Annotated in this window: 20 protein-coding genes; 3 read left to right on the top strand and 17 right to left on the bottom strand. The window is 32.9% G+C overall.

Annotated features, from left to right (window positions below; all coding sequences use genetic code 11):
* The first annotated feature begins 74 nt into the window (after positions 1–74).
* The 3 genes from C1631_RS10545 to C1631_RS10535 all read left to right on the top strand — a co-directional run bounded on the left by C1631_RS10545 (position 75) and on the right by C1631_RS10535 (position 1689).
* Entirely contained in the window at positions 75–455 is a 381-nt protein-coding gene (locus C1631_RS10545; protein ID WP_103248005.1) for an MliC family protein, read from the top strand.
* Positions 456–634: 179 nt separating this feature from the next.
* Positions 635–925 carry a YciI family protein gene (locus C1631_RS10540; RefSeq protein ID WP_103248007.1) on the top strand — a complete coding sequence of 97 codons (291 nt, stop codon included), beginning with the start codon at positions 635–637 and terminating at the stop codon, positions 923–925.
* Complete coding sequence (locus C1631_RS10535; RefSeq protein WP_103248009.1) at positions 925–1689, top strand: exodeoxyribonuclease III; 765 nt, start codon at positions 925–927, stop codon at positions 1687–1689. Before C1631_RS10540 ends, C1631_RS10535 begins: the two co-directional genes overlap by 1 nt.
* 70 nt (positions 1690–1759) lie before the next feature.
* On the opposite strand, the gene C1631_RS10530 is transcribed toward C1631_RS10535, so the two are convergent.
* The 17 genes from C1631_RS10530 to C1631_RS10450 form a co-directional block, all read right to left on the bottom strand.
* Positions 1760–2131, bottom strand: a complete 372-nt coding sequence (locus tag C1631_RS10530; protein WP_103248010.1) for a septal ring lytic transglycosylase RlpA family protein — start codon at positions 2129–2131, stop codon at positions 1760–1762.
* Positions 2132–2523: 392 nt separating this feature from the next.
* The gene (locus C1631_RS10525) at positions 2524–3273 is read right to left on the bottom strand and encodes a hypothetical protein (protein ID WP_103248011.1); all 750 of its coding nucleotides are present in this window, start codon (positions 3271–3273) and stop codon (positions 2524–2526) included.
* A 22-nt stretch (positions 3274–3295) separates the two neighbouring features.
* Positions 3296–3961, bottom strand: a complete 666-nt coding sequence (locus C1631_RS10520) for a phage tail-like protein (protein ID WP_103248013.1) — start codon at positions 3959–3961, stop codon at positions 3296–3298.
* 383 nt (positions 3962–4344) lie between these two features.
* A complete protein-coding gene (gene rimO / locus C1631_RS10515) occupies positions 4345–5646 on the bottom strand; it encodes a 30S ribosomal protein S12 methylthiotransferase RimO (RefSeq protein ID WP_103248014.1) in 1302 nt (433 codons plus the stop codon).
* 96 nt (positions 5647–5742) lie between these two features.
* Positions 5743–6288: a dTDP-4-dehydrorhamnose 3,5-epimerase gene (gene rfbC / locus C1631_RS10510; RefSeq protein ID WP_103248016.1), complete on the bottom strand. Its 546-nt coding sequence runs from the start codon at positions 6286–6288 to the stop codon at positions 5743–5745.
* A gap of 19 nt (positions 6289–6307) precedes the next feature.
* Positions 6308–7270, bottom strand: coding sequence for an MraY family glycosyltransferase (locus C1631_RS10505; protein ID WP_103248017.1), 963 nt, complete (start codon positions 7268–7270; stop codon positions 6308–6310).
* Positions 7271–7273: 3 nt separating this feature from the next.
* Complete coding sequence (locus C1631_RS10500) at positions 7274–8167, bottom strand: NAD-dependent epimerase/dehydratase family protein (protein WP_109712032.1); 894 nt, start codon at positions 8165–8167, stop codon at positions 7274–7276.
* Positions 8168–9373: a glycosyltransferase family 4 protein gene (locus tag C1631_RS10495; RefSeq protein ID WP_103248018.1), complete on the bottom strand. Its 1206-nt coding sequence runs from the start codon at positions 9371–9373 to the stop codon at positions 8168–8170. It lies immediately after the preceding gene.
* Positions 9373–10509, bottom strand: a complete 1137-nt coding sequence (gene wecB / locus C1631_RS10490) for a non-hydrolyzing UDP-N-acetylglucosamine 2-epimerase (RefSeq protein WP_109712031.1) — start codon at positions 10507–10509, stop codon at positions 9373–9375. The genes C1631_RS10495 and wecB overlap by 1 nt, the downstream gene beginning before the upstream one ends.
* Positions 10457–11098 carry an O-antigen ligase family protein gene (locus C1631_RS24015; protein WP_165828270.1) on the bottom strand — a complete coding sequence of 214 codons (642 nt, stop codon included), beginning with the start codon at positions 11096–11098 and terminating at the stop codon, positions 10457–10459. The genes wecB and C1631_RS24015 overlap by 53 nt, the downstream gene beginning before the upstream one ends.
* Before the next feature lie 578 nt (positions 11099–11676).
* Positions 11677–12795, bottom strand: coding sequence for a polysaccharide biosynthesis C-terminal domain-containing protein (locus C1631_RS10480; protein WP_109712027.1), 1119 nt, complete (start codon positions 12793–12795; stop codon positions 11677–11679).
* A 1-nt stretch (position 12796) separates the two neighbouring features.
* Complete coding sequence (locus tag C1631_RS10475) at positions 12797–13219, bottom strand: WxcM-like domain-containing protein (protein WP_109712025.1); 423 nt, start codon at positions 13217–13219, stop codon at positions 12797–12799.
* A 6-nt stretch (positions 13220–13225) separates the two neighbouring features.
* Positions 13226–14260: a polysaccharide biosynthesis protein gene (locus C1631_RS10470; RefSeq protein WP_109712023.1), complete on the bottom strand. Its 1035-nt coding sequence runs from the start codon at positions 14258–14260 to the stop codon at positions 13226–13228.
* Between the two features lie 12 nt (positions 14261–14272).
* Positions 14273–16081 carry an asparagine synthase (glutamine-hydrolyzing) gene (gene asnB / locus C1631_RS10465; protein WP_109712021.1) on the bottom strand — a complete coding sequence of 603 codons (1809 nt, stop codon included), beginning with the start codon at positions 16079–16081 and terminating at the stop codon, positions 14273–14275.
* A 3-nt stretch (positions 16082–16084) separates the two neighbouring features.
* Positions 16085–16855, bottom strand: a complete 771-nt coding sequence (locus C1631_RS10460; RefSeq protein WP_103248390.1) for an AglZ/HisF2 family acetamidino modification protein — start codon at positions 16853–16855, stop codon at positions 16085–16087.
* Complete coding sequence (gene hisH, locus C1631_RS10455) at positions 16849–17466, bottom strand: imidazole glycerol phosphate synthase subunit HisH (protein ID WP_109712019.1); 618 nt, start codon at positions 17464–17466, stop codon at positions 16849–16851. Before hisH ends, C1631_RS10460 begins: the two co-directional genes overlap by 7 nt.
* A gap of 4 nt (positions 17467–17470) precedes the next feature.
* Positions 17471–18616: an N-acetyl sugar amidotransferase gene (locus C1631_RS10450; protein ID WP_027374612.1), complete on the bottom strand. Its 1146-nt coding sequence runs from the start codon at positions 18614–18616 to the stop codon at positions 17471–17473.
* Positions 18617–18712 lie beyond the last annotated feature (96 nt).

Genomic DNA, 18712 nt, shown 5'->3' with positions numbered 1-18712 from the left:
AATGATTTTTTCCGCTTCCTTTTTTTAAGGCACTTATTTTGCATACAAAAGAAACACGCAAATAATATACATTTATGAAAAAACACATTTTTATTGCCGCTGCATCTGCCGCATTATTTTTAACTTCATGTAATAAAGAAAAAAAAGCAACAGACTCTACTACTTCTCCAGACAGTATTGCTACTAAATCATCTGATTCAGCAACTGTAGCAGGAACTCAGGATGAAATTGTAAAAAGTACCATGATAGATGCAAAAGGAAAAAAACTGGAGGCAAGTTTTAATAATAACAAGGAAACAGCAACTATAGTTTTCGATGGTGAAACGATTGAATTAAAAGCCCAGGTTACAGGGTCCGGAATTTGGTATAAGAATGACCATTATGAACTTCGAGGAAAAGGTTCTGAAAATGAACTTTCAAAAGATGGAAAAGTAATTTTCAAAGGCATCAAATAAAAAACAATTAAAATTCAATTTTTAGTTAAATCGGTTTTTCTTGGTGGAAAAACCGATTTTTTGTTGGTATCATTTTAAAAAATCAAAATCCTCTAGCAAATCCCACACTTATAGATTAACGAAATCATTCAAAGTTTTTTATAGTCTGAAAGAGTTTATATCTTCGTAAAAAATACAGTATGTTTATTATTTCACTTACCTATAAAACATCTCTTGAAAATGTAGAGCGCTATATTCCCGGGCATAATCTTTTTCTTCAAAAGTATTATGATTCCGGACAGTTTATTGCTTCTGGAAGAAAAGAACCCAGAACCGGAGGTATTATTATTGCTAACGCTCAATCCATGAATGAAGCTGAACAGATTATCAGTGAAGACCCTTTCTATATTCATCAGATAGCAGAATATGAGATTACTGAATTTATTCCAACAAAATACAACGAAAATTTTAAAATATTTATAGAAGACTAATGAGATTAATTACATACAATGTCAACGGAATCAGAGCCGCATTTACAAAAGATTTCCTAGGTTGGCTAAAGACTGCTGATCCGGATATCATCTGCATTCAGGAAAGTAAAGCGGGAAACGATCAGATAGATATAGAAAGTCTTGAAAAATTAGGATACCACAGTTACTGGCATTCGGCAGTAAGAAAAGGCTATAGTGGTGTTGGAATCGCCTCAAAAGTAAAACCTAATCATGTAGAGTATGGGTGTGGAATTGAGAGCTATGACAATGAGGGTAGAATCATCCGTGCTGATTTCGATGGATATTCTGCAATCTCGGTCTACGTACCTTCCGCATCCAATATAGAAAGGCTGGATTTTAAGATGCAATTTTGTCATGACTTTTTAGAGTATATCAAAAACCTTAAAAAAGAAATTCCCAACCTTATTATATCCGGTGATTTTAATATCTGCCACGAGGCTATTGATATTCACAATCCAGTTGGTTTAAAGAATGTTTCAGGATTTCTTCCCATGGAAAGAGAATGGATGACCAGCTTCATTAATGAATGTGAATTGATTGACAGTTTCAGATTCTTCAACAATGAACCTGATCATTACACATGGTGGAGCTACAGGCAAAATTCAAGAGAGAGAAACAAGGGATGGAGGTTAGATTATAACTTCACTTCTTACAGTTTAAAAGATAAACTCACAAGGGCTGTTATTTTAAAGGAAGCCGTACATTCTGACCATTGTCCTGCTTTATTGGAACTGGATGTATAATTAATGAGATATCACCCATACAAAAAGCCAGCTGAAATCAGCTGGCTTTTTTTTAATTTAAATCATAAAATTAATCGACAATTTCATATTCGACCGGAATTGTACCATGATTGATATCTCCGATCTCATCGAACGCTGCTTTAGACATATCTAAAGATCTTGATGAATGGAAAGGTCCTCTGTCATTAATCCTCACTATTACCTCTTTACCATTTCTAAGGTTTGTTACCTTAACGTTTGTTCCAAATGGAAGCGTTCTGTTCGCTGCAGTAAACTTTGAGTTATCAAAGATTTCTCCGCTAGCTGTTTTTCTACCGTTAAATTTATCGTGGTAGTACGATGCATAACTTGTTTTTTTCGCATCTAAGGCAATACTCGCAAAAGAATAGATACCCAGGGTTGAAATCATCATTATGATTACGAGAATGAATCTTTTCATCATCTTGAACTTTTATTGGTTTTGACGGAGCAAATGTATCAGGAAACTTTTTAACTCCCTATTCAAATTGTTAAAAACAGTTAACAAAACCTTAAAAATATCTTAATAAACCCTGCAATGCCCTATGAATAGGGATTTTAAGGTGTACTGTTAAAAAGTGTTAAAAAAACAACCAAAAAGTTAATAGAATTAACTACTTTGTGCATAATTAAAAAAAATAAATTTTTCAAACACCTGAATTACAATAAGTTAAATAATTTATGATTTTCAGATTTAAATCTATTAAATAAAACATATCTCTATACATTGGTAAAATCAATCTCTCTCTTACAATCAAATAAAAAGCCGATGAAAATAAAATCACCGGCTATTATATGTAATTAATTAATTAAAAATTAATTGTTCGTTTTAGTGTACTCTACAGTATAATTATAAGTTCCTGAAGGATAAACTACAGACATACTTGGCGAACCTGTTACAAAAGTACCATCAGCGGCATATGAATATACACTGTTTGAGTATACATTATTTGTTCCTGACTGATAAATTGTAATTCTATAAAGGCTTCCAGGAGCTGCTACTGCAATTTGATTTGAATATGCTGTAGGAGCTGTAGAAGATCCGTTAGTTGTAAAGGTTCCTCTTCTAGCATATACCTGATTTCCGTTTACAGAAGTATTAGTAATAGTTTCAGCAGGAAGAATATTTACTTTACCAGCATTAGCATTACCTCCTAGCGGTCTCCATACCCCTGGTTGTACAGCACTTGCTGTTGCACCTGTCGGGTTATAGTAATAATAGAATCCGGGTGATACATCAGTCGCAGTTGAAGATCTTTGTCCGGTAGTTAAAGTAGTACCTGTAGATTTATTATAAACAACCATCCCATCAAACCATGTAGGGAAAGTACTACCATCAGCTAAAGATGTATCAAACTGAAAATTAACCAAATCTACACTTGGAACAACAATTCCTTTTCCAACGTTAGGACCAGCACCAGCTTCTGTACTAAAAGCAGAACTAAGGTCTATCCCGACATTTGAATTGTTAATAGCTGCATTCTGAGAACCATTATTAAGGCTTACCTGAGCATTTACTAGAGAACCAAAAGCCACAATAGCTAAAAGTTTAAATATATTTTTCATCTTATTTTTAAGTTTAAAAGGGTTATTTCTGAGGGGATGACCAAGTAGTTCCTGTCCAAACGAATTCGATACCTCTGTTTTGGTTAACAATTAAGTTTCCTAAGATAGTAGGAGGTGTATCACCTGCACCATTTGTAAATGTCAAACCAGTTGGAGTTGTATTGTTATTTACTACTTTAACGACACGTCCAATATCTGCAGGAGTGTTTGTCAAAGAAGGAAGTGTAATAGCAACACCTGTAGTTGCTCTTGTAACAATAACGTTATCTGAAGCCTGAAGCGTGTACGTAGGGTTCGTTACTACAGTTGTATTTCCTCTGATACCTTCATATCTTGAAACACCACCTCCACCACCTACAGCAACCCAAACAGAGTTTGGAGCATCATAGTAATAGAATCCGGTAGCTGTTACATTCACTGTTTTTCCGGCAGCTGCACCATCTAATGTAGTTACAAATGTAAGTGCACCATTTTGCAATGCCACATAAGTAGCATCTTTAGCTGCCAACTGAGCTCTTGTTAAACGAGGGACTAATAGAGCATCAGGCCTGGTTGCGTCTGTAGGAAATCCTGCAACTTCTAATGTCGCGTTGGGTGTGGTCGTGTTAATCCCCACACGCCCTTGCTGAGCCTGGGAAAATGCCGAAAGGCAAACCAGCATAGTAGCTGTTAATAAAAATTTTTTCATAAGTTTTTAAAGATTTTAATTACATTATTTTTCATCAATATTTCCAAAAAAGGAAGATACATCTCAACTTGCGATTATTATCGTAAAGCTTAATAACCAAAAATTTTTTTTCAGTTTTCTACTTCATTTTAATAATAACTTATTGAAAGCATATGATTTAAAAAACATTGCTTATGCCGCAAATTTAAGACATAATTTTTTAATTTATATACTTTATGAAAGAAAATTAAATTTTCTTAACATTAATGAAGCCCAATCAACTGAAATTCAATGATATAAAAAAGTAAATGCTTACGGAATTTATGTTAAATTTCTTTAATATTTCTATTTATATTACCAGACAGCAATTATCTTTTCTTTTTGATTAATAACTCTTTAGCATTTTATACCAGTTCTCCGTATAGGTCAAATTCTTCAGCTGAAGTAATTTTAACTTCTGCAAACTCTCCTATCGAAATATAGGTATCCTCAGCTGATACCAAGACAGTATTATCTACATCCGGCGAATCATATTCTGTTCTTCCTATAAAGTAGTTTCCTTCTTTACGGTCAAAAACACATTTGAATATTTTGCCAATTTTCTCTTGATTTTTCTCCCATGAGATTTGTGACTGAACTTCCATGATCTCTTCTACTCTTGCCTCTTTCACTTCCTGTGGAATGTCATCTTCCAGAACGTAAGCCGTAGTATTTTCTTCGTGAGAATAGGTAAAACATCCTAATCTGTCAAATCTTTGTTCTTTAACCCAGTCTTTAAGTTCCTGAAATCTTTCTTCAGTCTCTCCCGGATATCCGACAATCAAAGTTGTTCTGATCGCCATATCAGGAACTTTTTCTCTGAATTTTCCTAAAAGAGCATCAGTTTTTTCGTGAGTTGTCCCTCTTTTCATGGATTTCAAAAGATCCGAATTGATATGCTGAAGAGGAATATCTATATAGTTACAGACTTTAGGTTCTTCACGGATAATATCCAGAACATCTTCAGGAAAACCGCTTGGGAAAGCATAATGAAGACGAATCCACTCTATGCCTTCCACTTTCACCAATTCCTTGAGCAAGTCTCCCAGAGCACGTTTTTTATAAATATCCAGTCCATAATAGGTAAGATCCTGGGCTATAAGAATCAATTCTTTTGTTCCTTTCTTAGCTAACTTCTGGGCTTCAGAAACCAGTTTCTCGATAGGGGTAGAAACATGACCTCCTCTCATTAAAGGAATAGCACAGAAAGAGCATGGTCTGTCACAACCTTCGGAGATTTTAAGATAGGCATAATGTTTAGGGGTTGTGGTCAACCTTTCTCCAACCAATTCATGTTTATAGTCTGCCCCCAGGTGTTTTAAAAGAACCGGAAGGTCTCTTGTTCCAAAATACTGGTCAACATCCGGGATTTCTCTTATCAAATCCGGTTTATATCTTTCCGAAAGACACCCTGTAACAAATACTTTCTCAACTTCACCTCTATTTTTTGCTTCTACATAATCAAGAATTGTATTGATTGATTCTTCTTTAGCATTATCAATAAATCCGCAGGTGTTAATCACTACAATGTCGCCACGATCTTCGTGAACTACTTCTTTGCCATTGGCTTTCAACTGACTCATTAATACTTCAGAATCATATACATTCTTGGAACATCCAAGAGTAACTACATTGATTTTCTTCTTCCCTACAGATTTTGTACGCATCTTTTTGATTTTGAGTCTGCAAAGATACAAAATATTGAAGAGTTAAGGTCAAAAAATAAAAAAACCACTTTTTTGAAGTGGTTTTCAGATATATATTTAAAAGTTTTTTTCTTTGAATCCCGGTGCATTCTGATCTTTTTCCGAAAGCACAGCATCTTTTTCATCAACCTTCCAATCAATCGCCAGATCCGGATCATTAAACTTTACACTTCCTTCTGATTCTTTATTATAAAAGTTATCACATTTGTAAGCAAATACAGCATTGGTACTTAATACAGAGAATCCGTGTCCAAAACCTCTTGGAATATAGAGCTGAAGTTTATTTTCTGCTGTCAGTTCAATGCCAAACCATTGTCCAAATGTAGGAGAATCTTCCCGAAGATCGACTGCAACATCCCATACACTTCCTTCAAGACATGATACCAGTTTTGCCTGAGCATAATCTCCTTTTTGAAGATGTAATCCTCTCAATACTCCGTAAGAAGATTTAGAGATATTGTCTTGTACGAAATGTCCGTTCATTCCGGTCAGTTCTTCAAATTTTTTCTCGTTGAATTTTTCAAAGAAATAGCCTCTATCATCTTCAAAAATGTTAGGTTCTATAATGTAGCAATCTTTTAAGGGAGTCTCTTTTATTTTCATTATTAAGTTTTATTCAATTTTATAATCCGTATTGCTTTTTTAAACTTAGTTTTAATCCTAAATAAAGAATTCCAAGAGGGGCAAAAATAATCAGGATAACAGCCCAAATTGAAAGTTCAGCATGTATTAAAAAGATATTTACAATTAATTGTAAAATAGCATACACACTACTAATAATTAAATGAGATACCTTTTTTTCGTTTGCAAAAAGTTGATATAGATGTCTTCTATGGGCTTCAAAAATATTTTCTTTTAATAAAAGTCTTTCCATAATCGTCAGCACCACTTCCATTCCATATACAGAAAGTAATAGTATATATTTATATTCACCGGTTCTCATAATAAGAAGAGTAATCAAACCGATGATCCAAAAGCCAATCCCCATACTTCCTACATCACCTGCAAAACATTTTGCTTTTTTTCTGAAATTAAAAAACAGAAAGACAATGGTAGCTAATATGGGGTAATATATAAAATTCTGATCTGTAAACAGAACAACGTCTTTATTGATGTACGCTAAAGAACCAAGAGTAACAAGACTATAGGTTCCCGTCATTCCATTGATTCCATCCATAAAGTTATAGGCGTTCAGGGTTCCAATGATGATGACAAAAAGGATTGGCCATGTCCAGAAAGGCATTAATTCAAAGGCTCCTGTAAAATACAAAAGAAGAATTACAGAAATTAAATGAATGGAAAGTCTTATTTTGTTTGATAACGTTTTTACATCATCAATAAAACTAATAGTGCATATTGCCAACAGCCCTAATCCGAAAGACCAATAATTTTGTATAGCTTCATTAAAATTGAATACACAAAAAATGATAAAAGCAATGGGAAAAATAATTCCTCCTCCTCTTAAAGTGATCTGGGTATGGGCACTCCTATGATTGGGTTTATCAATAATATTATATTTATCAGCAATCTTAAAGTATATCAACATTGATATAAAAAGTAAAATTGTTACGATTGAAAATTCCATAAATTATAGTTGAAATTTTTCCATTACGTTGGAAGGATTAAAATTTAATTCTCTTTTAATTTTCTCGTTGGAAAACGTTAGAGAATCTGTAATTTTTCTTAATCTTAAAGAATTAATAGGGGCTTTATTTCCTAACAAATCACCCATTTTTGCCATTGATTTTGCCACAAAATAAGGAATACTGGCCGGTGATTTTTTATTTAATTTTTCTGAGATTTTATCTGAGATTTCTTTAAAGGTGGGATTATTATTATCACAAACATTATAAATTCCGCCATTTCGTCCTATTATATTAACTATAATTTCCGCAAAATCCTCTACCCAAAATATGCTTTTTCTCGCTGTTCCTCCGGCGATATTAAAATACTTACCAGATTTCACTGCATTGATCATATCTCCCAAATTGCCTGGAGGATTTGGCCCTGCGATTAACGAAGGTCTAAGAATAAATAATTTTACATTATTTTTTTGACACCAACTAGTAAGAAACTCTTCGGCCATCATCTTACTTTTGGCATAAGGTGTATATCCTTCTAAAGGTGCATTCTCATTTATATTTTCACCAAAATCTTTTCCGTAAACAGCTACTGTGCTGATGAAAATAAAATACTCGGGTACATTTTTCTCCAAAGCATTGCAAAGATTTTTTGTTCCGTCAAAATTTACCTTATAAAAGAGATTCTCTTCTTCCAGGTTTTGAGGGATAGAATGTGCCTTACCAGCCGCATGAAAAACAATATCAAATCTTTCTTCAAATGAAACTATGGCATTGGTTATATTCAATACATAATCTGCATGGGTTGTTCCAAAAGTTTTCACCTCAAAGTTCTTTTTGCGAAGCAGGGGAATTACATTTTTCCCTAAAAAACCGTTAGCTCCTGTAAATAGCACTTTCATTTAAATAATACTATAAAATTTGTTCAATATAATTTCTTCTGAAAATTTTGTTTCTGCAGCAAGTCTTGCTTTTTCTTTCTTCAAGTTTAAATCTGTGATGGAATTTTCATCAAAAGAATCAAAAAATTCCAAGAGCTTCTTTTCTTCAAAATGCTGAAATGAGTATCCGATATTTTCTTCTTTTACAAGTAAATCAATTTCGCTGTTTTTTTCACCAATATATAAAATAGGTTTTCCCGCAGCTAATATATTATAGGTTTTTGAAGGAACCCCTAATCCAAACATTTTTGGTGCTAAACTTACAAATGATACGTCCGCCTTGTTTAATACTGAAAGCTGATCTTCTCTTGAATATGCTCCATCGAAATAGACATTTTGTAGCTGATTCTCCTGTACATATTCAAGCATACTTTGCTTTACAGCTCCTTCTCCTACAAAATAAAAAGCTAATCTATTATTATTCACTTTTTTAATAATCTCCAATAATTCCAGTAAACCCTGAACTCTACCGATATTTCCGGCATATTGAAAAATGATCTTATTTTTCATAGGAGAATCGTCATTAAAGACATCTTGTTTTGACAATGGATAAATACCTTCAGTATCTCCCCAGTTTTCAATAATCTCGATTTTCGATTTACTATTATATTTTTTGATCTTCCCCTCAATAACCTTTTGCATATCTCTACCTAATGTGATCAAGAGATCAGCATTTGAATATGCTTTGTCAAAAATACTTCTGAGAAATTGATATGGTAATGTTTTTTCTGATTTAATAATCCCTGCAGGAATTGTATTTTCAGGAAAAACATCATGTACTAAAATAATCAATTCAATTTTTTTAAATCTCTTAAGTATTGAAATGAGTAAAATTAACGGTGCAGGATTCGTAACAATAAAAACCTTCTCCCCCTTCTTTACATTCTTCCAAAGATAAAAAAAGATAGAAAGACTTAGAAAAATAAATCGCAGGGATCTACTCACCAAACTATTCTTATTACCTCCAAATCCTTTTATTCTGTGAACAGAAACATCGGAATGAAGACTAAAATTCTTGCTTTTTGATTGTTTATCATACACAGGATCCCCACAAACGACTTTTACATTATATTTTTCTGAAAGTCTGTTTGCTATTTTGGTCAGAATAAAAGAAGTCGAAGTTTCTTCGGGATAAAAAAGTTCGGTTGCAATCCAAAGATTCTTCATTATTTTTTGCTCCAAACGACTCTGTTTATATAATCAGTATAACTTAAAATAATTCTTACCATTTTCTCAGATACATTCGGCATTGAATAATCTGCTACAGGTCTGTAATTTCTTTCTTTTCCTACCTTCTGCTGTTGAAGCTGAGTCAATCCCTGTAGAATTCTTTCCGGAGACAATCCTACCATCATCACGGAAGCTTCTTCCATCGCTTCAGGTCTTTCATGAGCTTCTCTGATATTTAATGCGCTGAAATTAAGGATTGATGATTCTTCAGAAATAGTTCCTGAATCTGAAAGCACAGCGAAGGAACGCATTTGTAATGCATTATAATCATGGAAACCCAGCGGTTTCAAAAATTGAATTTCAGGACGCATATCAATCTGCATCTTATCAATCATATTTTTGGTACGCGGGTGTGTAGAGACAATAATTGGATACTGATATTTTTCTGCGATTGCATTTAAAGATTCCATAAGGCCTCTAAAATTTTTCTCAGAATTAATATTTTCTTCACGGTGTGAAGAGACCACGAAATATTTTCTTTCTTCAAGGTTCAAGCGTGACAAAACATCTGATTTTTCTATCTGAGGTAAATAATGATTTAAAACCTCAAACATCGGAGAACCGGTTTTAATAATTCTATCCGCTGATAAACCTTCTCTCAATAAATACTCACGAGCAATATCGGAGTAAGTCAGGTTAATGTCAGCAGTATGATCAACGATTTTACGGTTAGTTTCTTCCGGTACTCTCTGATCAAAACATCTGTTTCCGGCTTCCATATGGAAAATCGGAATTTGTCTTTTCTTTGCAGGAATAGCACATAAACAGGAGTTGGTATCACCTAAAACCAAAAATGCATCTGGTTGTAATTCTTCAAGTAGAGGATCAATTTTTATTAAAATGTTTCCCACAGTTTCTGTAGCAGTTTTCCCGGCAGCCTCCAAAAAGTAGTCTGGTTTTCTTAAACCAAGGTCTTCAAAGAAGATCTGATTAAGCTCATAATCGTAATTTTGCCCTGTATGGACAATAATATGTTCTACAGCTTCAGAAGCATCTAAAGCTGATAATACTCTTGATAATCTAATGATTTCCGGTCGTGTACCCACGACTGTCATTACTTTTAATTTCTTCATCATTACAAAATAAAATTATAGATATTATTACTGCTGAAAAGCACCAAAATTCAATATTGGCAAAGATACAGTAAGAAGTTTGAACAAGTATAAGATACTGAACGAAAAATAAAAAGTAAGGTAAATAATTAATATTTGCCTTAATATATTTCAGTTTAAATTTTGTTAAATCTTTAAAATATAGACAAAAGAGGATCCCCCCTGCAATTCCCATACTCATTAATAATTCAACAAAAATATTATGGGGATACATAGCATCTTCAAATAAAATACGTCCTCCAAAAAGAATATTGTTTTTAAAAACATCCCACCCTCTAGTCAAATAATAAGATCTTCCGTAAGCATTACCTTCAAAAATAGCATCGTACATTCTTTTGATAAAACCAAAATTGGATATTGAAGTCTGCATTAAAAAATAAATGCCTACAATAAATAATAGTGCGGTAGACAACAATGCAATCCAATATCTTAATTTGTTTGCATACATTACAAATAAAAATAAAATAATAAACGCTGCCAGCATAGGACTTCTTGCGGAAGAGGTAATAACAGTAAAGATTCCCAATAGCACCCCTAAAATTGGTTTCACTGGCTTCTGAGGTGTTTGAAAATAACTAAATATGGAAATAATCATCAAAGATAACCCATAATGTCCCATACTTATATAATGGCTGGTAAATATCCCGCTTGACTGGTGATAAATGTTCCATACAAATATGGTGTACAGACAACTTACTGCAAGGATAATTAATAAAAAGTTAAAGATCCACCTATTCAACTTTACTGCAATTTTTTTTGAAAAATTGACACTTAAAACCGCTATATAGGGAAGCAGATTTGAAAACACAATACGAATATAAACCTCATATTCAGTTTTCATCACCTGTGGTAAGTAGATATCGTTTTTAAAGCTATAAATTGCTTTAATCAAATAGAATAACCAAAAAAGTATAACAAAAAAAACTGTTGTCTTTCTTTTTTTTAAGTTATCAAAGTTTTTGTAAATAATATAGATGCTTATGCATGCCATCATCATTCGAAAAGGAACTGCAAAGTACTTATTTGAAGTACCCAGGGGCATCGCTAATGAATAAACAAAAATATATCCGAAGGTTAAAAAAAAGAGGAAAAGAAATTCTATGTTATACTTCTTTAGTATTTCCATGCTTATACATTTAGAAAATAGGTATCTGCATCTTCGGGATTAAATGGTTCATTAATCCAAAAAATAGTAAACAACTCCTCTTCTCCGATATTTTTTATATTGTGGGTATACCAGATTGGCATATCAACATAAGCAGGCTCATTTCCATCTAAATAAAAATCCAGCACTTCATCTGTATCAATCTTTCTCAACTGAATTAAAGCTTTCCCTTTTATTACAGCGAATCTTTCTATTTTTCTAGTGTGAAAATGATTTCCTCTTGTGATTTCAGGAACAGTTGTTGAAAAAGAGCACTGCCCTCCGATCCCTAAACGAATTACTTCAACAAAAGCTCCTCTTGGATCGATATGCTGCGTGAATTTAACAGGATAATGCTTTTTAATGTCAAAATAACATCTGAAAGTATTGAATAAATTTAAATCAAATGTAGAGGTAAGCTCGGGAATTTCTCCATTGTCAAAATACAGCTTTTTATAATTGCTAAGCTTTTCCAGGACTTCTGAAACTTTATTTACAGAAGTATATGGAACTTCATATAGTTCTTTTGTTTCTAATTTTTCAATTTGATTAATAATCTCCTGGACAAGCTCCCCAACATAGATGAGTTTAACTTCACCATCATTATCAATATGTGGCACTTCACCATGAGTTAATTTATGGCAAAAAGTGGCGATAAAGGAATTATAATTAGGCTTACCAAAAGGACCAAATACATTTGGTATGATCATACCTGTAAATTTTCCACCTGACCTTTCTGCCCATTCTGAGAAAAATTCCCTTCCTTCCCTTTTTGACTTCCCATACAAATTGTCTTTTTCTTCTTGCGACGAAGAGGAAAAGATCACATGTGCTTTAGAACCTGTTCTGTCTAAAGAGCTAACCAATTTATGGACTAAATCTATATTGTTATCGAAAATAACCTGAGGATCGGAGTGGCGATTCATAGCAGCTAAATGTACAATAACATCACACTGCGCTACAAAATGATCTAATCTCTCTACATTATCAAAGAACTCTCTTTCAAAATAAATTCTTTCAAATTCCTCTGGTTTTAGACCTAGAGTATTATATAAATGAGATCCTACAAAGCCATTCTGACCTGTAATTCCAATTTTTTTCATGTTATAAATTTTCAAAATAATCTATGGAAAAACGATATTCATCATTTATCTCGCCTAAAAAATGATCTGCCATTACCAATAGTCTTGATTGACTTTCTATGGCCTGAATAGCACTTGCATATCCTTTTGGAATCTGAAGTATATGCAGTCCTCCGGCATTTAGTTTAAATTCCAAAATTTCGGTATTTTTCGAAGGTGCATCCCAGTGATCTATTTTTACTAATCTTATCAAAAAACTTCCCTGAAGAGCAGAAAACCATCGTTGTTCAATTTTATGACCAGTCCAGCCTCTGATAAATTTCGTATCTGCATTTTCTATACAGTATATTCTTTTAATTTCGGAAGCGTCAAAATTATTATTAAAAAAAAGGTTTCCCCTTTCATCAGAATATTCTCCACCTTCAAAAATGGTCGGTTTATCCATATTTTTTTAATCGGGATATTGCATTACATCTTCTCCTAAGACTTCTTTCCTGATTAAAGGAAGTTTTAATAATAAGTTTTTCATTCCTTCTACGTCTTGTTGTTCGGTATTATGAGAATGATAATCTTCTATTTTAGAGATATCCTCCACTCCTTCAGAAAAATATTGCGCATAGTTCAAATCTCTGTTATCAGCAGGGATTCTATAGAAATCTCCCATATCTTCTGCCTTAATCATTTCTTCACGGGTACATAATGTTTCGTACAGTTTTTCACCATGTCTTGTCCCTATTATTTTAATAGGATTATCTGCTTTAAACATTTCTTTCAACGCCTGAGCCAGATCACCAATTGTTCCTGCTGGAGCTTTGTTTACAAATAAGTCTCCTGGATTACCGTGTTCAAATGCAAACAATACCAAGTCAACTGCCTCTTCCAACGACATTAAAAAACGTGTCATATTAGGATCTGTGATCGTAATCTCACCACCATCCTGGATTTGTTTGATAAATAAAGGAATAACAGATCCTCTTGAAGCCATTACATTACCATATCTTGTAAGACAAACTACGGTTTCTTCAACGTTTCTGGAAGCCGCTACTGCTACTTTTTCCATCATTGCTTTGGAAATTCCCATCGCATTGATAGGGTAAGCAGCCTTATCTGTACTTAAACAAATAACTTTCTTAACTTTATTTCTGACTGCAGCTTCTATAACATTCTGTGTGCCTTCTACATTAGTTTTTACAGCCTGCATTGGAAAAAATTCACAAGATGGAACCTGTTTGAGAGCCGCTGCATGAAAAACGTAGTCTACTCCTCTCATTGCAGGTTCTATGCTATTAAAATCTCTTACATCACCAATATAAAATTTCAATTTATTATTTTTAAATTGATTTCTCATATCATCTTGCTTCTTCTCATCCCTTGAAAAGATACGAATCTCTTTAAAGTGATCTGTGTGTATAAATTTTCTTAAGACTGCTGTTCCAAATGAACCAGTTCCTCCTGTAATAAGAAGTGTTTTATCTTTTATCTGCATATGCGTTTATTATTACATTTTAATGTTATAGAGTTTTTCCCAAACTGCAATATTATACAGTCTCCATTCCAACTCTCTATCAGCTATAAAACTAAATTTCTTTTTAGAAATTTCCTTGATAATTTTAGAATTATTAATCGTTTCTAAAATCTCTTCGGATCTGGGCCACCAATATTTTATTGGGGGTTCAAACCCAATTTTCCTTTTGTTATAAACAATTTCATCTGGTAAAACTTTCTCTAGATTCTTTCTAAGAATATATTTTGACCATCCTTCTCCTATCTTATAATTATTATTAATGGAAAGACATAATTCAATTAATTTATAATCTAAAAAAGGCAGTCTTGATTCCACAGAATAGGCCATCGAGTTTTTGTCTTCCCATTTTAAAAGTTCTGGTAAATGACTATAAAATATTTCGTGTTTCTGAAGCTCGAATATATTTTTATATGATTTTGTAAGATTTTGAGCTTTAGAAAAATCTATTGTATTATAATATTTGTCTTTTAATATTCTGCCATTTATTCTAAAAAAAAGCTTATTGACAAAAGTATTTGAATAACACAAATAAATTGCTATAGCTTTCATCATTGAAATATTATAGTGGCTTCTTACATTCTTCAAAAATTTGATTTTGCCAAATAAGCTATGGCTTCTTAAATATCCTGCAGTATATTTACTATATCCCAACAGTACTTCATCAGCTCCTTGCCCTCCTAAAAACACTTTAATTCCCAATTTATTTGCTTCTTTCATTAAAAATTTCTGCATATAAACGGAAATACCACCAAAAGGTTCTTCATGTTTCATGATCACTTCTTCAAATGTATCCTCAAACTCATCTGATTTAGGGGTTACAATATCGTGGTTAACTTTCAGTGTATCAGTAATGACTTTGGCTAATGTACTTTCATCATTATCATCATCCATGGATCCTACAGTGACAGCTGTAAAATTATCACACTTTTTTGACTCATTAAGAATTTTGGAAGCTATTGAAACCACATAAGAGCTATCCAACCCACCGCTTAGGGCTGATCCTATTTTTACATCAGAGCGAAGTCTTAGCTTTATTGAATTTTCAAATTCTTTTTCAAAAAGGGCAATGGACTCATCTATATTTAATTGATTGATTTCCTCTTTATATGGGATATCATAATATCGATAGATCTCAAATGTATTCGTAGTTAAATCATATACAAGATTATGAGATCCTGGTAACTTTAGTATTTGGTCAAAGAATGTTTCGCCGGTTTCGTATGGCATGCTAAAAATCAAATATTGTAAAAGAATCTGAAGATTAACTTTTTCAACTTTTTCAATTTCTAATATGGGCTTTATTTCAGATGCGAAGAGGAATTTTTGATCATCTACATAATAATAGAATGGTTTTACTCCAAATCGATCTCTTGAACAAAATAATGTATTGTTTCTAGGATCAAAGATAGCAAAAGCCCACATTCCATTGAATTTCTGTACACAATCTCTCCCCCAAAAATGATAAGCAGCAATTAAAACCTCTGTATCTGAATTTGTTTTAAAGGTATAATTATTTTGTATAAGCTCTTCTCTTATTTCTAAGTAGTTGTATATAGCGCCATTAAAAACCAGAACTTGTTTATCTTCCCAAGTAAAAGGTTGATTTGCGGCCTCGCTGACATCAATAATGGATAGTCTTCTGTGACCTAATCCTATATTTTCATGAATAAAAAAACCTTCCGCATCAGGGCCTCTATGTGACAATTTATCTGTCATTTTTTTTAAAGACTCTTCTGATATCGGAATAGAATTTTTATTTATGAAACCAGCGATACCGCACATTAATTAAAAATAATTTTTAATTAGACTTTCTTTATCTGTAAAATTAGGATAGTTAATTAACACAGCTTTTAACTTGCCTTTAAAAACAAATAAACTACCAGCTGCGGCACCAATAATACCAAATTTTTTTATAAGTTCACCTATATCTTCCATTTTACCAGCACCGCCAATGGCTGTAAGTGGTAATGTAGTTTCTTTTCGCGAAGTTTCAATAAGCTTCATATCATACCCTTTCATCTCGCCGTCCTTATCAATAGAGTTAATAACAATCTCTCCGGCACCTAGCTGTTCAAACTTTTTAATAAGTTCAAAGGGTGATTTTCCTGTAGATTTTTTCCCATTGTGTGTGTATACTTCATATCCTCCAAATAATTTCTTTTTCACATCCAGTACGACAACTACACTTTGACTTCCTACCTTTTCTGATATTTCTCTAATAATATCCGGATTATTAATTGCTCCGGCACTGAATGCTATTTTTTCTACACCCAAAGAAAATATTCTTTGGGCTTGTTCAACGGTTGTTACTCCTCCTCCATAGCACAATGGCATTCTGCATTCTTCAGCCCAATGTTCAATCATTTTAAAATCGGGTCCTCTTCCTTCTGCGGTAGCATCGATATCTAAAATAATAAGTTCATCAACTTCCTTTTCATTAAAAATTCTCACCGCATTCATCGGGTCTCCCAAATATCTTGGATTTTTGAAATGCTCGGTTTTTACCAATCCTTTATCATGAACCAAAAGGCAAGGTATAATTCTTGGTCTTAACATTTTTCTGCAAAGTTCTTTAATAATTGAATTCCAAAATGGTGGCTTTTTTCCGGATGGAATTGCGCTCCAAAAATATTGTCATGATTGACAGCACTTGTAAAGTTGATTCCATAATTTGTTTCTGCAATAGAATCATTTTCATTATTACATTTGAAATAATAACTGTGCAAAAAATAATATCTGGGATCAATTTCCAAATCTTTCAAAAGCGGAGTTTCTTGCACAATCTTAATATCATTCCATCCCATATGAGGCAATGGTAATTTGGCAGAAACCTGCGAGACATCAAATTTGTGAACATAGGCATCTATCCATCCCAATCCAGGAAGATTTCCCTCATCACTGCCTTTAGCCATCATTTGCATTCCTACGCAAACTCCTACTACAGGAATCTTTTTATTAATAACCAGGTCATTCACTGTATCTTTCATTCCTGAATCAGTGAATCTCTGCATAGCATAATCAAAATGTCCTACCCCTGGAAGAATAAGTTTAGTTGCATCATTAAGATCTTCAACTGTTTTTGCTGTACTTGCCGGAATATTAAGTTGTTTATATATATTCAAAAAGGCGTTAATATTTCCAACGCCATAATCAATGATTGTAACCATATTATTATTTAAATGCTCTTTTTTCCAAGCCTAATATTTGCATTATTTTGGTTCCCAACTGAATCAGTTTGTAATTATTTTTATAGTCTTTAAATGTTTTGTTTGGACCGTTAAAATACCCCCAAAGTTCATCAACTGTAAAATCAAGTTTTTTTGCTACATATTCAAACTCTTTCATTAATTCATCTTCAGGTAGTTCTGATCTTGACACTCTATCCAATGCTGCCTCTCTTGTTAATTGTCCTGTAAGAACCAAACTTGACAAGTGGTTTTTTCTTTTATCAAATCCAAATTTTCTAGGTAGCCAGAATGCTTCATAGAATCTTGTAAATCTTGATTCATGGTGTTTATGCTGATATCTCTGCCATCCGAATTTTTCTTCTAACAAATCTTCAGCTTCTTTTTTAATGAATCTTGTATGATCAAGAGGTTTTACAACTCTTACACCATTGATCAATCTATATTGGATTTTATATTTGAATATATCACATCTAGGGAATGTTTTTAGTTTTCTTTCTCCAAATTTTTTATGAATATCATTTACATATTTCATATCTGTTTGATAGTAAGCTCCCCAATGAAGAGGTTCTCTTACACATTCGGTTGAGAAGTTACCTCCAGTCAAGATATATTTTATCCCGTTTTTAGCACAATAATTGTAAAGTGATGAGAAAAACACAAGATCCTGAGGAGTATCAATATCTGGCACCTGAGATTTGATAAAAGCTCTCTGAAGGTCTTTCATTTCTTCCCAATTGATTACATCTGTATAAAGATCTAATCCCAAACCGTCAACAAGATTCTTAATATTATTAGTAGAAACATCGGAATTCCAACCTGCGTCTACGTGATAAAGCATCGGTCTTAAACCCCATTTTTCAACTGCTAAATAGACAAGATATGAACTATCTAAACCTCCGGAAATACCAATGATACAATCATAGTCTTTTCCTTTACCTTCAGCTTTTATTTTATCGATTACCTTTTGGATTTCCTGTTCCCCTTGTTCATTAGGGTGCCAGTTTGGTAAAATATTATTATAATAATTTCCACAATAATCGCATACCCCTTTTTCATCAAATATAATGGTCTCGTCTGTAGTATCCATGATACAATTTACGCAAACTTGTGGATTTCTATTTTCACTCATTTTATGAATTTTAATTGCAAAGTTAAATAATTATTAGAACTATCTCTATTAAATTTTTTTGATCAATTTGTAAGTTTTTCTGCTTTTTTATTTTCA

It is taken from the genome of Chryseobacterium phosphatilyticum (assembly GCF_002899825.2).
Classification (GTDB): domain Bacteria; phylum Bacteroidota; class Bacteroidia; order Flavobacteriales; family Weeksellaceae; genus Chryseobacterium; species Chryseobacterium phosphatilyticum.
This window is presented reverse-complemented; position numbering and strand designations above follow the sequence as displayed.